The sequence below is a fragment of the Staphylococcus sp. ACRSN genome, from assembly GCF_022346615.1.
In the GTDB taxonomy this organism is placed as follows: Bacteria; Bacillota; Bacilli; order Staphylococcales; family Staphylococcaceae; genus Staphylococcus.
The window spans coordinates 117,624-132,878 of the sequence record NZ_JAKRNS010000001.1 but is presented as its reverse complement, the minus strand read 5'-3'; the positions used below and the strand labels follow the sequence as shown (position 1 = coordinate 132,878).

At 32.4% G+C, this 15,255-nt stretch carries 12 protein-coding genes; 6 read left to right on the top strand and 6 right to left on the bottom strand.

Annotation, left to right across the window (positions count from 1 at the left end; genetic code table 11):
- Positions 1 to 5 precede the first annotated feature (5 nt).
- From MHZ36_RS00640 to MHZ36_RS00630, 3 genes are all read right to left on the bottom strand, one after another.
- Positions 6 to 2,510, bottom strand: a complete 2,505-nt coding sequence (locus tag MHZ36_RS00640) for an MMPL family transporter (RefSeq protein ID WP_239228950.1) — start codon at positions 2,508 to 2,510, stop codon at positions 6 to 8.
- 103 nt (positions 2,511 to 2,613) lie between these two features.
- A complete protein-coding gene (locus MHZ36_RS00635; RefSeq protein ID WP_343237192.1) occupies positions 2,614 to 3,234 on the bottom strand; it encodes a response regulator in 621 nt (206 codons plus the stop codon).
- Positions 3,235 to 3,264: 30 nt separating this feature from the next.
- Positions 3,265 to 4,440 (bottom strand): sensor histidine kinase, encoded by a 1,176-nt coding sequence (locus MHZ36_RS00630; protein WP_239228948.1) that lies wholly within the window; start codon positions 4,438 to 4,440, stop codon positions 3,265 to 3,267.
- Between the two features lie 235 nt (positions 4,441 to 4,675).
- Between MHZ36_RS00630 and MHZ36_RS00625 the strand changes: the two genes are divergently transcribed.
- A complete protein-coding gene (locus MHZ36_RS00625) occupies positions 4,676 to 5,653 on the top strand; it encodes a LacI family DNA-binding transcriptional regulator (RefSeq protein ID WP_239228947.1) in 978 nt (325 codons plus the stop codon).
- Positions 5,654 to 5,807: 154 nt separating this feature from the next.
- Here MHZ36_RS00625 and MHZ36_RS00620 read toward each other — a convergent pair whose 3' ends face one another.
- Positions 5,808 to 7,304: an MFS transporter gene (locus tag MHZ36_RS00620; RefSeq protein WP_239228945.1), complete on the bottom strand. Its 1,497-nt coding sequence runs from the start codon at positions 7,302 to 7,304 to the stop codon at positions 5,808 to 5,810.
- Between the two features lie 113 nt (positions 7,305 to 7,417).
- Positions 7,418 to 8,233: a MerR family transcriptional regulator gene (locus MHZ36_RS00615; RefSeq protein WP_239228943.1), complete on the bottom strand. Its 816-nt coding sequence runs from the start codon at positions 8,231 to 8,233 to the stop codon at positions 7,418 to 7,420.
- A gap of 388 nt (positions 8,234 to 8,621) precedes the next feature.
- Here MHZ36_RS00615 and dcuS point away from each other — a divergent pair, with 388 nt between their 5' ends.
- From dcuS to MHZ36_RS00590, 5 genes are all read left to right on the top strand, one after another.
- The gene (gene dcuS / locus MHZ36_RS00610) at positions 8,622 to 10,226 is read left to right on the top strand and encodes a DcuS/MalK family sensor histidine kinase (RefSeq protein WP_239228942.1); all 1,605 of its coding nucleotides are present in this window, start codon (positions 8,622 to 8,624) and stop codon (positions 10,224 to 10,226) included.
- Positions 10,226 to 10,939, top strand: a complete 714-nt coding sequence (locus tag MHZ36_RS00605) for a response regulator (protein WP_239229217.1) — start codon at positions 10,226 to 10,228, stop codon at positions 10,937 to 10,939. The genes dcuS and MHZ36_RS00605 overlap by 1 nt, the downstream gene beginning before the upstream one ends.
- Positions 10,940 to 11,144: 205 nt before the next feature.
- Entirely contained in the window at positions 11,145 to 12,515 is a 1,371-nt protein-coding gene (locus tag MHZ36_RS00600; protein WP_481867118.1) for a 2-hydroxycarboxylate transporter family protein, read from the top strand.
- Positions 12,516 to 12,558: 43 nt separating this feature from the next.
- Positions 12,559 to 13,743, top strand: a complete 1,185-nt coding sequence (locus tag MHZ36_RS00595) for an NAD(P)-dependent malic enzyme (protein WP_239228940.1) — start codon at positions 12,559 to 12,561, stop codon at positions 13,741 to 13,743.
- A gap of 180 nt (positions 13,744 to 13,923) precedes the next feature.
- Positions 13,924 to 14,397 (top strand): GNAT family N-acetyltransferase, encoded by a 474-nt coding sequence (locus MHZ36_RS00590; RefSeq protein WP_239228939.1) that lies wholly within the window; start codon positions 13,924 to 13,926, stop codon positions 14,395 to 14,397.
- Between the two features lie 52 nt (positions 14,398 to 14,449).
- On the opposite strand, the gene MHZ36_RS00585 is transcribed toward MHZ36_RS00590, so the two are convergent.
- Positions 14,450 to 15,106, bottom strand: a complete 657-nt coding sequence (locus tag MHZ36_RS00585; RefSeq protein WP_239228938.1) for an HXXEE domain-containing protein — start codon at positions 15,104 to 15,106, stop codon at positions 14,450 to 14,452.
- Positions 15,107 to 15,255 lie beyond the last annotated feature (149 nt).

Here is a 15,255-nt window from a genome sequence, read left to right as displayed (position 1 = left end):
TTAATCTAATCCTTTTCTATTACTTTCAATAAAATTCTATTCACCATGTTAATGTTTTCGCTTTGTTTATTTAAAAGGTCCATTAACTCTTTATTATTGGCATTATTTTTTTCAGTAGTAGTTCCTTGTGTTTCAACTGTGCTTTTAAAATCTGATGTGAATTTTTGATATATACCATAATCGATTTCTTTAGAATATTTAAGTAATGCCTTAAACATTAAGTGCTCATCATATAGCACATTATTTAATTCATTATATAAGTTAAGTGTTTTTTTATTGATCTTTATTGTCTTAATCTGATTAGTTTCTTTATTGTATAATTCGTATGAAGAATTAAAGTTCGGTGGCGAATAGTCACCATCTTTTTCTATATTATTACCTTCTATATCAATACTTGGTAGGATATTATCAAGCCACTTAGGTAAATACCAAGACCATTTTCCAAGTATAAACATAACTGCAGGGACAAAAGTCATCCTTACGATGAAAGCATCAAATAATACTCCAAATGCAAGCGTAAGTCCCATTGATTTAATAGTAATGTCTTCAACAAAAATAAAACTAGCAAACACTGCAATCATAATTAATGCTGCTGCTGTTACAATTGGACCACTATGTTTCATACCATATAAAACTGCATCTTTAGCATTTTTTGTTTCTATATATCTTTCTCTCATCCTACTTACTAGGAAAACTTCATAATCCATAGCTAATCCGAATAATATACCAGTAATTAGAATAGGCATAAAGTTTAATAGTGGACCCTTTTCAGCTATTGAAAATATGTTATTCAAATGTCCTTCTTGTAATACTAATACTGCAAAACCAATAGTTGCAGTTAATGTCATTAAGAATCCTAAAACTGCTTTTAAAGGCACTAATATGGATCTAAAAACAAAAGTTAACAAAATCAAAGCAAATATAGCTATGATAGATACAAACTTCGGTACAGCTTCGCTAAGTTTATCAGATATATCTATATTTACCGCTGTTGAACCTGTAACCATTAACTCATTATCATTAATATTTTTGGCCTTTTTTTGTATAGAATGAACTAACTTTTTAGTTTTTGTGTCATTTGGTCCTGTTTTTGGTTGGATGTTTACCATCGCAACATTACCTTTTTTATTAGGTATTATTTCACTCATGTTTTCTATATTAGGTAGATTTTCTATATTATTTTTTGTCTCAGAGAAAAATTTATTTGCCTTTTTTTCACTAGAGCTTTTCATCACTACAACTAAGGGTCCATTAACGCCTTCCCCAAATCCCTCTGACATTAAATCGTAAGCTTTTCTATTGTCAGTATCTTTAGATTTCATACTATCATCCGGAATACCTAAATCCATTTTAAGGGCCGATAAACTTAATAAAACAGCAAGGACAATAGTTATAATAATCGTTAATGTTGGTAATTTAGTTACAATACGTCCCCACAAGTTAGAATTCTTTTTACTTTTTTTAGAATGAGACCATGATAACAACCTATTTTTTTTGCTAGGTTTTATTTTATAACCAAACATTCCTATTATTGCAGGTAAAAGCGTAATAGCGATTAATATAACTATAAACACGCTTAACGCAGCTGTTAATCCCATTGCTGTTAAAAATGGAATGCCAACAATAGATAAACCACAAAGCGCTACTACGACAGTAAGTCCTGCAAAGACTACTGCACTACCAGCTGTTGCTATAGCACGAGAAATTGACTCTTGAACATTCATCCCTTCACCCAGATGTTGTCGATACCTAGAAAGGATAAATAACGCATAATCTATTCCTACAGCTAAACTGATCATAACAGCCAAAGTTAAACTAACTGATTGTATGGGAGCAAAATTAGTTCCTATAGCAATGGATAACATACCTATTACCAAACCTATAATAGCTGTTATTATAGGTATACCAGCTGAAATAAATGATGCAAATGTAAAGGCTAGTATAAGGAATGCTATAACTATCCCTATAACTTCAGAAGCTCCCCCAATATCAGTAGAGGTGAATTCTACGTTGCCACCTAACTCTGTTGTTATATTACTAGCTTCCAAATGCTTTTTCACTTGCTTAATTTTATCTTTAGAGGAATCTTTAACATTTTCTTTTTTATTTTTATAAGTGATATCAGCATAAGCAACTTTTTTATCTTTACTTATAGTTCCACCTTCATAAGGTGAAGTTACTGATTTAACATATTTATCTTTAGAAATATCACTTAAAGATTTTTCTATTTTATTTTGGGTTGTCTGAGTTGTCATTTCTTTATTTTTAGGTGCTTTAAAAACCATTTTTACTTTTCCAGCATCTTCTTTTTCACTTGAAGGAAATTCCTTATTCACCAAGTTCATAGCTTTCTCAGACTTAGTCCCTGGTATAGACATATTTTCATCAAAATTTATTCCTAAATTTGCAAGTAAAATTCCTAGAGCTATGATAATTACAATCCAACTAGTTAACACTTTTCTTCTTTTATTATAGGACCAATTTCCTAATTTATATAAGAGGTTTCCCATTACATAACCTTCCCTTTCATCAAAATATAATCTTTATATTAATGAAAAGTTATTTCTTATGTAATGTACTTTTGGGCATTATTATATTGAACTTTTGGGCAAATTATATAATAATTTTTTTCTTAAAAGCCATCGCTACCGCTTCAGAGCGAGAAGAAACTCCTAATTTTGTATAAATATTAGTTAAATATGCTTTTACTGTTCGTTCAGATAATTTTAAATCCAATGCGATTTTTTTACTCGTATCCCCTTGAGCAATAGCTTTAAGAATAATTTTTTCTTTTTCAGTAAATACAAATTCTTCTGAGGCACTTTTGTCTCTTTTTTCACCAAAAGATGATATAAATTCATTTAATATATTTGATGACAAAACTGTTTCACCTTTTACGACGGTATTAATTGTGTTAAATAATTTTTCTTTTGTCGTATCTTTCAACAAATACCCTTTCGCGCCTAACGTTATAGCTTTTTTTATTAGATCTTCCTCATTATATGTAGTTAGTATAATTATTGGTGTATTGATTCCTTTTTTATTCAAAATTTCTATAACTTCTGTACCATCAATTTCTGGCATTTTCAAATCTAACAATATAATATCAGGATTATATTTTTCTATTATTTTCAATCCTTCTTTGCCATTACTTGCTTCTGCAACTATTTCGTATTTTTCTTCAATCTCTAAAATCATTTTCAATCCTTCTCGCACCACTAAATGATCATCAATTAAAACGATTTTTATTTTATTAATATAAATCTACTCCTTTATAGGTAATATTACGTTGATTATCGTACCTTTGCCTTTTGTACTAAAAATATTTATTTTTCCATCCAATATTTCAACACGTTCTTTCAAACCTTCTAAACCATAATTATTTTTTAAGTGTTTTATACTATCAACTTCAAATCCAACACCATCATCTTCTACTCTAACCCATATCTCACTTGATTTATTTCTTTGTATATCAATCTTAATACAATGAGCTTGAGCGTGTTTTTTAATATTTGCTATAGATTCTCCAATAATTTTTTTAATATGCTCAAATATAAATGGTGAGATTGTATCTATGTCTTGAATATTAATTTTATATTCAAAATTTTCATTACTAATTTTATGTTCAATATAATCGTTTAAACTTTGAGAATAATTTATTGTTGAACTCGATTGTAACCGTAAATTATCAATAGCTTCTCTTGCTTCATTAAGTGTTTCTCTTGCAGTAGATTTAGAATATTTTACAATTTCTTTGCTTTTTTTAATATCATTATTGTTCAAATAATTCTCTAAAGCTTCTAATTGCATGATATAACCTGCGACCCCTTGTGCGAGGGTATCATGTAAATCCCGAGCTAACCTTTGACGCTCATTTAAAAGTGTCAGATATTCTACTTGTTGATAAGCTAACTCAATCTCATTCAATGTATGTTCTATTTCTAATTTAGCATTTACTTGTTTATAAAACATAAAGGAAAAGCCAAGAACACTAGTCATTATAGGTATAAGTATAATGAGGTACATAAATAAGTTGTGTGAGTTTCCAGTAATTAAAATCATGAAGCATATTATAAAAAGAGAGCTGATTAAGTGTATGATTATTTTCCATTTTTCCGAATAAAGACTGACGCTCTGGCCAATCAAAAGTGAATATAATCCGATTAGTATAGCTGGCATTGCTTCATCCATCAACATAGAAGCTACTAAAATTAAGATATTCATAATAATTATATACATATATGGAATATTCTTTTTGAAAAAATATATAGATGAATATAATAAATATATTCCAAAAATCAGAATAGTAAATAGTATGCTATTTATGATTAGTGGATTTTCTATTGTTTGAAGAATTATAGCTCCCAAATAAGTGATTAATATCCAAGTTAAGACCGGCAACTTACTTTCGTTAGTATAATCAAAGTTTGATTCATTCAATTGATTTACACCTCTAAATAATTTTTAAATGCCTTGTAAAACATTCATTATTGATTATCCTATCATATTTTGACAACAAAAATTTTACAATAGATATTAGAACCTCAATACTTATTTCTCTTATTTTTTTGCAACTAATACTTATCTCAACGTTCAATCTAAAATGGACTTTCATTTTACTTTCTAAAATAATTGATTACACTATAAGTAATGAAGTTTGATTGAGGAGGTTTATATGAAACCTAAATTAGAAGATGTGGCTAAGTTAGCAAATGTATCTAAAACGACTGTATCTAGAGTGCTGAATAAAAGAGGCTATCTTAGTCAAGAAACGATTGATAAGGTAAACGATGCCATTAAAACTTTAAACTATAAACCCAATTCTGTGGCACGACAATTGTATAATAAACAGACTAAAATCATTGGATTATTATTCCCTACGGTCGCAAACCCTTTTTTTGGAGAGCTTGTAGAGGCTTTAGAAATAAAATTATATCGCCAAGGTTACAAGGTGATTATTGGCAACTCTATGAATGATCCTGAAAAGGAACGCCATTATCTTGAACAGCTATTATCCAATCAAATTGATGGCCTGATTGTCGGTACACATAACCAAAATATTGAACAGTATGAAAACACCCAGTTGCCTATTGTTGCTATTGATAGGATTATGAACGAGGATATTCCTATTATTGAATCAGATAATTATAACGGCGGAAAGCTAGCAACTGAACGTTTAATAAATCGTGGCCTGACAAAAATCTTACATATTCATGGTCCTATAGATTTAGAAACTCCAGCACATCGTAGAAAAACTGCCTATATTGACACTATGATGGCACATGAGTTAGAACCAATTTGTTATGAAGTCGATTTTAGTCTAACTGAAACCAATAAAAAGTCCTATTTCAGAGAAATCCTAAATAAATACCAAGATATTGAAGGTGTTTTTGCATCAAATGATGTTGATGCTGCAATCATTTTACAGCTTGCTTATGAAACGGGAAAACAGGTTCCTACAGACTTTAAGATAGTAGGATATGATGGTACTCAGATTATGCGTCACATTCAACCTGACTTAACGACTATTATTCAACCTATTGATCTTATGGCTGATACTGCACTAGATATCTTGAAAAAACGTTTGGAAAATGAAACTACAGAAAACGAATATGTCCTCCCCGTCGAATTATGGGAAGGTAGCACAAGTTAAGACTAACTACCATAAAGTAATAATACAATTAACATTAATGCCTTGAACATATGCAATAATCCCCTCACTAATCTAATAGTGAGGGGCTATTTAGTATGGCAAATCGCCTATTCTATTTCTTTCAAACAGCTGATTGCGCTTTAATATTTAAGATTTATTCAATTACTGATGTTTGTTGTCTATTTTTATAATCTAATAGCATCAGTAAAATAATGGTCGCGCCGATAATGATACTACCAATAATCATAATAATGGAAAATGACTGATCAAACGCAAGTTTACCTGCTTCAATCAATGGTTTGCTGATATATTCTGGTTGTTGTTCTGCCTGAATTAATGTTTCATCAAGACTACCTTTAGCTTTAGTTAGATTAATACCACTTTCTTTAAAGTTAAATGATAGGCTATAAAACATTGAAAATAGACCGCCGAGTACTGCAATACCCAATGAACCACCAAATTCGAATGATACTTCCTCTATAGAGGCAGCCATACCTGAATTTTCATCGGATGTATTTGTCATAATAGCAGTAGATGCTAGTGTCATAGCACCACCTAACCCTAAACCTACTAACATCAGTGTAATAATCTGAATCACTAGTGAACCGTCGAGTACCCAATAAAATATGATAACACCAATCCATGCAATGAGTAATGTTATCCATTGTAACTTTAATGTGCCATACTTCGTTAGAATCATTCCGATGCCGATTGCCCCTACTAATGATGCTACTGCCATCGTCATAACAATTAATCCTGCTTGAAATGCTGTTAAATCTAAAACAAGTTGTAGCCTCTGGGACAAGATATATTCAAATCCCATCATCGTAAATGCTGTGACGATAGCAACTAAAGTCCCCACAGTAAAATGAATATTTTTAAAGATTTTCAAATTAATTAACGGTTGTGGAATCTTATTTTGTCTTGTAATAAATAAGGCTATTGCAATCAAACCTATGACCAAAGTTATTCCAGCTAACAAGATATTAGGATCTTGCTTCGTAACTTCTTTGATTGCATATACGACACTGATAAGCCCAATCATTATTTGAATAGAACTGATAACATCCCAACGTCCTGTCTTTTGAACAGGATAATTTGGTACAACTATATAAGATAATATTAAAACAATAATTACAATCGGTATATTGATGATAAACACAGAATGCCAAGAGAAGTATGCTAACAGTCCTCCTCCTATAACAGGACCAAGTCCAGCACCAGCTGCTGTAATTGCAGACCATACGCCTAATGCAAATGCGCGCTCTTGTTCATCTACAAATGTACGTTTAATAATTGAAAGCGTAGGTGGCATCATTGCTGCTGCACCAATCGCTAATACTACTCTGGCGACGATTAACATCTCGGGTGATGCTGCGCTTGCAGCTAACAATGACGCGCCCCCAAATATCGTTAAACCTGTTAAAAACATACGCTTATGACCTACAAAGTCACCTAATGTACCTAAACCTGGTAATAAACCTGCTACAACGAGCGCGTATGCATTTACAATCCATAATTTTTCTGTTGCTGAAGCATGTAAATCATGCGTTAATATCGGTAATGCTGTATATAATACGGTCATATCTATGACGATTAAGAATAATGCACTGGATACTAAGGCTAATATTGCCATTTTTTTAAGTGTCATTGTGCTCACCTACTTTCTCTACAATAAAAAATATAAACTATATGGTAACCGTATAGTCAATAAGTGAGATTTACTTTTTTTAAAATTACCATTAACAATTAAGCTGTCTTAAATTAATTATTCTGTTTTACCGGAATACATACTTTTGTGACATATTTATCTGGACCGTCTGTACTTATCTCATCTACAACATATTCTTCGTAACTGTCACCAATCATATGATAGTGATCCGCCTTTAAAAACTGTTTAATTCTTTGATGCGTTTTATAAATTGTATCATCGTGACCTTCGTGGTAAGCAACAACAAATTGCCCCCCTGGTCGTATATGATGTGCCTTGGCAATGTCATAATCTATCTTAATATAGAAATATTGATAGCCATCGTAATCATCTTTCATGATATGTTCTTTAGCGAGCAGTGCGCCGATAGGGTGACCGAAGTCTAACTGGTTATCTCGGATAAACCGCATTAATGTATGTGAACCAGCCTTTAATGACTTACCTGCAATACTTTCGCTAAATAAGTAATAACTTTTCGGTAATGTAACGATTTCAATATTTTCAAAGTCCGCATCATTGGATTCCTTTAGATTCTGTCTACGGTTTTGTATTGATAATTTAAGTTGTTCCATTGCTTTAATCTGCCGATCAATTTCATGTTCTTTAAACTCTAATAACTTAATTGTTTCAGTAATGGATCTTGCATCTAAAAATGTTTTGATTTCAGTAAGTGATAATTGTAAATCTTTCAAAATTTCAATAACACTAAATGTTTCAAGTTGCTTTAAAGAATAATAACGATATCCTTTATCATTTCTATACTCAGGTTTCAAAATTCCGACTTCATCATAATGGAACAAGGTTTGCTTTTTAACATTACATAATGTCGCAAATTCTCCTGTTGTAAAAATTGTTTCTGATACACTCATCATTTATCTCCTCAATCTTTGACAGATTCTATTCAACGCTTGTAAAAGACATTTCTATCACATAGAATAGCGTCACTCTTTATCGCTATAATTTCACAATATTTACTTCTAGTTTAACCGATTGTACTTTGATAATAAAAAGCTAACCATCAGTGAAAACTTACTTTCAATATATTAAATCTAAATTGCTTTATGTATTTAAAAACTAAATTAACTAAATTTTCTAATTAAAGGTTGTAAAATTATAATTTTAAGATATTCTTATTTAGGAGAAATAAGTACATAATTTAGCAACTATTTATGGTGTAAACCAAAATTAAAATTAACCATTATTAAGAAGAAAATCTATTACATTAGTTGCTTAAACAAAGTTAGGATGGGCAGTATTTTGCAAAAACGACAACTCAAACTTAGCACAATAATCATTATATATGTCTGTTTAGTAGTAATATTTTCACTATTAATCACCAGCCTTCTGATTAGTAATACGGTGCGGCATGCCGTGCATAAAACAGCTGAAGAAAAGTCAGACGTCATTTCACGTACGATTGCGCAATCAGATATCGTCAAGTCAGGCTTAAACAACAAAAAAGATGAACAAGCTATTCAAAAATATACTTCTGAAATTCAAACAGCTACAGGCGTACAATTTATCGTAGTCATGGACATGGAAGGTATCCGGAAATCTCACCCTAACCCTGACCTTATAGGTAAGCGGTTCCAAGGAGGGGACGAAACAAAAGCATTACAAGGGCATAGTACTTCCTCTATTTCAGAGGGAACACTCGGCAAATCATTACGTTCGTTTACACCTATTTATGACAGTAACGATAAACAAATCGGTGTCGTAGCAGTTGGTGTACCTATGAAACATGTTAACGAAGCATTTGCCGATGGTAATAAGAAAATTTTAATCGGAACAATTTTAGGTATATTCGTTGGTATCATCGGTGCCTTTATGGTATCTCGGTATATCAAAAAAACATTGCTCGGATTAGAACCTTCTGCAATAGCTAAATTGCTAGAAGAACGCAATACTATGTTACAGTCTGTACATGAAGGTATTGTAGCAGTTGACCATGAAGGTAATATCAATTTAGTGAACCGTTCAGCGAAAGAAATATTCCGGAAGGCTGGTCTTCCAGACAAGGCGATTGGTGTCAAAATTAATGACTATATGCAGTCAACGCAATTACCAAAAGTATTGGAAAATGGTCGACCTGAAGTCGATGAAGAACAGAATATTAATGGTATTAAGATATTAGTCAATCGTGTGCCGCTCTATGTAAATAATGAAATTGTCGGGGCGATTTCAACATTCAGAGATAAGACAGAAATCAGTCAACTCTCTGAGCAATTAGTTGGTGTAAAGACTTATGCAGAAACGTTACGAGCACAGTCACACGAATTTAGTAATCGTCTACATGTCATCTTAGGCATGATTCAAATGGAAAATTATAATGATTTAAAGCAATATATTTATGAAATTGTCGAACATGGCACCCAAGAAAATGAGAATATCGCAGTCAATATTAAAGATGCGGCATTGGCAGGCTTTTTAATCGGGAAATTAAGCTTAGCTAGAGAACATAATATTGAACTTGCAATCATCAATCAGACCGTTATTCCGGAACCAAAACATTCATACTTAACACATGATACGATTACAATTATCGGAAATCTTATCGACAACAGTCTAGAGGCACTATCTGTTACTGAACTAAAACATAAATCAATCGAAGTCTATTTACAGTATGACAACGATAGCTTAACTATAGATGTCATAGATTCAGGTCATGGCTTATCTGAATCATCAGAGAAAGATATTTTCAAGAAAGGCTATTCTACTAAAGGGGATCATAGAGGCTATGGATTATACCTGGTTAAACAAAGTGTCGATAATCTAGAAGGCCAAATCACCCTCCAGCCTAATAATGAAGGAAATACACACTTTACAGTAGTGGTGCCATATGAAGAAAAGAGGAATCAATGATGATACGAGTGCTTATAGTGGAAGATGATCCAATGGTAGCGCAACTAAACAAACAATTTATAGAAAAAGTTGAAGGCTTTGACTTAGTCGATATTACACATAATGTAAAGGACGCTATTTCTATCATCGAAACACAGCCTGTTGACTTAGCATTACTAGACGTCTATATGCCAGATGAAAATGGTTTAACGCTATTAACTTATATAAGAAAACATCACTATAAGATAGACGCCATTTTAATTACTGCCGCTTCTGATGTTGATAAAATTCAAACGGCAATGCGTTATGGTGCTATTGATTATCTGATCAAACCATTTGAATTTGAACGCTTTAAACAGTCACTGTTGCAGTATAAACACAAGCATCAATTTTTCAGTGAAAATCAAAGCTTAGATCAATCAACATTAGATAATAGATTGTTCAATAAGACACAAACAGAGCCTGATGGCACCGTTGCCTTACCTAAGGGGTTAACGAAAGGTACGCTTCAAACTATTATCGAAAAAGTGAATCATTCTGGAAAACAAATATTTTCAACTGATGAGATAGCTGAAATTGCTGACATTTCAAGGGTATCTGTTCGAAAATACCTCAAATTTCTTGCCGATATTAATGTGTTAGAAGAGTCGCTAACATATGGAATTGGTCGCCCAGTATATCAATATAAATTTAAGCAAGATAATTTGCATTATTTAACACCTTATTTAAATTAATATGCTATAAATCAATAAATTATTTAACAGCAATAATTAGCAACAGTAACCTAACATGCTATAGACCATTGATATATGGTGTATAAAAATGTGACATGTACTGTTGCTCTTTTTTTAATTACAAAAAGATTATTAAACTTACATAAACTGTGCATGTTCCCTAATTAATCCTATGATATGCATATGATAAATAAGGGGGATTCATATGATTTCTAAAAGTGAAATGAAAGCGCTTACTACTGATGGTGAAGAACAATCAAATTACGCTGTTCCAGAAAGTAAGTCAAAGGGGCTCTGGGCTAAACTTGTACAAATGAAAATTGGTGTCGTACCTTTACCTCTTTACGTAGCACTTGCTGCAATTATTTTTGCTGCATCAGTTTATAATACATTACCACCCGATATGATTGGCGGCTTTGCTGTCATTATGATTTTAGGTATTTTACTTGGTGACTTAGGTAACCGTATACCAATATTAAAGGACATTGGCGGTCCCGCAATATTGGCATTACTGATACCTTCTATTTTAGTTTTCTTAAATTTAATTAATCCAGCTTCAATGAAAGCTGTAACAACTTTAATGAAAACTTCTAATTTCTTATATTTCTATATCTCATGTCTTGTAGTTGGAAGTATCTTAGGCATGAATGGAAAAGTATTGATTCAAGGCTTTACACGTATGTTCGTACCTTTAGTTGTCGGCACACTGTCCGCTGTAGGTATGGGCATATTAGTCGGTCTATTATTTGGATATGATATTAAACACACGTTATTCTTTATCATTGTTCCAATTATCGGTGGCGGTATCGGTGAAGGTATCTTACCTCTATCAATTGCATATTCATCTATTTTAGGAGAATCTGCAGAATCTTTTGTGGGTCAAATGATTCCAGCCGCTGTTATCGGTAATATTCTTGCAGTCGTATGCGCAGGATTAATGATGCGCTTAGGCGAAAAGAAAACACATCTTTCAGGTAATGGTTCTTTAGTAAAAGCCGACAAAGGTGATGATTTATTAAAAGAAAAAGACGCGAGCGATAAGCCTGTAGATTTTTCACTAATGGGAGCTGGCTTATTAATCGCATGTACATTCTTTATCGTTGGTACACTCGGTCACAAATTCATCGGAATTCCAGGGCCAGTTATTATGATACTATTTGCAACATTTATTAAATGTTTAAGCTGGATGCCTAACAAAATGGAAGAAGGCGCACACCATTTATATAAATTCATCTCAACAAGCTTAACTTGGCCACTCATGGTCGGTTTAGGGATGTTATATATTCCTTTAGGTGATGTCGTAAAAATCGTCACACCTGCATATGTGGTCATTTGTGCAGCTGTAGTGTTAACAATGATTACTTCTGGTTATTTCGTTGGAAAACTCATGAAAATGTATCCTGTGGATGCAGCAATCGTAACAGGTTGTCATAGTGGTTTAGGTGGTACAGGTGATGTTGCTATTCTGTCAGCATCTAAACGTATGGCGTTAATGCCTTTCGCGCAAGTTGCTACAAGAATCGGTGGTGTATCAACAGTTATATTAGCCACTTTATTATTAAAGTTATTCAGTTAACTTAGCAACATGAATATAAAAGATTAAATAAGGAGTAATAATTATGTCAGTAGAAGAAGAAAAAGTAAGTCCAGTTCAATATCACGCGCAACACGCAGGTAAGATTTCAATCACAAGTAAAGTAGATGTACATTCAGAAGAGGATTTAAGTGTAGTATATACTCCAGGTGTATCGGAAGTTTGTACAGCAATTGCAAATGATGAATCCAAGGCTGATACACTGACTGCTAGAGGCAACATGATTGGTGTCATCACAGATGGTACAGCAGTACTCGGACTAGGTGACATTGGTCCCAAAGCCGCAATACCTGTTATGGAAGGTAAAAGTATTCTCTTCAAACAATTAGCTGGTGTAGATGCATTTCCAATATCATTAGATACTAAAGATACTGAAGAGATTATTTCAATTGTGAAAGCATTACAACCTAATTTTTCAGGAATTAATTTAGAAGATATATCTGCACCCCGTTGCTTTGAAATTGAAAAAAGACTTATTGAAGAATTAGATATACCCGTGTTCCACGATGATCAACATGGCACAGCTATCGTCGTCTTAGCAGCATTAATTAACGCAATTAAAGTCGTTGAAAAAGAACATTACGATGTTAAAGTAGTAATCAATGGTGCTGGTTCAGCAGGCATCGCCATTGCCAAATTATTGCTAGAAGCTGGTTACACAGATGTAACACTTGTTAGCTTAGAAGGTATTGTCTGTGAAGGAGAAACATGGATGAACAATGCACAACAAGCAATTGCACAGCATACAAACCTTACACATCAACGTGGTACATTAACCCAAGTCATAGAAAACGCTGATGTATTTATAGGTGTATCTGGTCCAAGAGCGCTGACACAAGATCATATTAAATCAATGAATGATCAGCCTATCGTTTTTGCATTAGCTAATCCAATACCAGAAATCTATCCAGATGAAGCCTTAGCTGCAGGCGCCGCTGTAGTAGGTACAGGGCGTTCTGATTTTGCTAATCAAATCAATAACTTGCTTGCGTTTCCTGGCATCTTTAAAGGTATCTTAGATGCTAAGACAAAATATATATCTATGAATACTAAAGTCGCTGCTGCAGAGGCTATCGCAAGTGTCATCACGGAAGATGAACTAAACCCCGAGTTTGTTATTCCAAATGCTTTAGATAATCGCGTTATTACAGAAGTAGCCAAAGCCGTTCAAACAAATGCATTAAGTGAAATTGCTATACCGACAAAATAATTACTCTATCATTAACCAACGATTGGCGCATATGCTACCAGTCGTTGGTTTTTTTAAAATAAAGATAAGTTCCTAAGCACCTTAATTCGATGTCACCTTTCCCTTTCAGTCGCTGGATAATTTACGAGTGACTTAATTTCAACTATACTAGTCTAAAATCTTAAAAATGTAGGTGATTATTTGAAAATATCTGCAACAAATTTAGAATCGGATGTCAGTACTATTCATGAAATAATGTTACAATCCTTTTCAGAATATCAATATGATGAAACACCATCAAGTGCATTAAAAGAAACTGTAAATACAATAAAAAATGCTTTTAATAAAGGTGAGTGCGCATTAGTAGCATATCAAGATAATAAAGCAATCGGCATGTTACGTTTTCAAACTGAAGCTACACATTTATATTTCTATCGTCTTTCTGTCATCCCTATGTATCAAAGACAAGGAATAGCAAAGTCTTTATTAAAGTATTTAGAAGATTATTGTAAACAACAGCACATTTCAGAAATAAGATGCAAAGTTCGCGCTAATGTTACTAAAAATATTAAATTATACAAACAAAATGGATATCATATCTATAATCAAGAACAAATTTATAGTGATACATCACACCCATTGACCATCATTTCAATGTTCAAACAACTTATCTAGTGCTGATAAATAAGCCCCTAACAACTATAATAAATGTTAAGGGCTTGTTCTTTTATCCTTTTTTCAACTTAGCAAATTTTAGCACTTTGGTATATCGTTCAAGTTGCCAATCCGATATGACATATTTAGAACTTCTACTTTTAAATTTTTCAAATGGTAAAGTAATTGTAAGGAATACTGCAATGAAATAGACCAGTATAGCAATTATCCATGTAAGTATATTAATTAAGTGAAAATGGTATGTATAATACACATAATAAATACTGATCGGTAAGAAAAGCACAATACTTGTTATCATTCCTGGATTATACCATGCACCAAGTGCTCTATTTATTGAGTATGCATGACCAAACAACTGCATTAAATTAAATATCATTGTTGCTAAACCTAACCAGATGAATTGGGGAAATATAAGCGCTAAGATGTATAATACATACACACTCATATTTACTATCAATGTCGATAAAGTATTTCCTGGGTAATGTTTGTAGTCCACTTTTTCTTGAAAACTCACTTTATTAACTACTATAGGTGCACCACCTGGAAAAACAAATTCTTCAAATTGATGTATCGCTAATGAAATCAAGCTATACATCAAAATAACTTGTATCCCATTTAGTTGTTGATGTCCCCACAAAATCATATACGCCACGAGCACAATCACGACTAAAATTGTAAAGTATTGCCAATTATTACTAATCCATTTCATCATTTTCTCTCCAAACACTACAGATATTTAATTGAATTTTTAAATATATATAGTAATTAATGCGCTATATAAATTATAATTTCAAATTAAGTTATCTATACCACTTTTGTTTTGAAGAAAAACAATATCCTCTTATACTTGTATATTTT

Bases quoted from the DNA above. Each gene is read 5' to 3' on its own strand.
- MHZ36_RS00640 (WP_239228950.1), bottom strand. From the start codon at position 2,510: ATGGGAAACCTCTTATATAAATTAGGAAATTGGTCCTATAATAAAAGA.
- MHZ36_RS00625 (WP_239228947.1), top strand. From the start codon at position 4,676: ATGAAACCTAAATTAGAAGATGTGGCTAAGTTAGCAAATGTATCTAAA.
- MHZ36_RS00620 (WP_239228945.1), bottom strand. From the start codon at position 7,304: ATGACACTTAAAAAAATGGCAATATTAGCCTTAGTATCCAGTGCATTA.
- MHZ36_RS00615 (WP_239228943.1), bottom strand. From the start codon at position 8,233: ATGAGTGTATCAGAAACAATTTTTACAACAGGAGAATTTGCGACATTA.
- MHZ36_RS00605 (WP_239229217.1), top strand. From the start codon at position 10,226: ATGATACGAGTGCTTATAGTGGAAGATGATCCAATGGTAGCGCAACTA.
- MHZ36_RS00600 (WP_481867118.1), top strand. From the start codon at position 11,145: ATGATTTCTAAAAGTGAAATGAAAGCGCTTACTACTGATGGTGAAGAA.
- MHZ36_RS00595 (WP_239228940.1), top strand. From the start codon at position 12,559: ATGTCAGTAGAAGAAGAAAAAGTAAGTCCAGTTCAATATCACGCGCAA.
- MHZ36_RS00585 (WP_239228938.1), bottom strand. From the start codon at position 15,106: ATGAAATGGATTAGTAATAATTGGCAATACTTTACAATTTTAGTCGTG.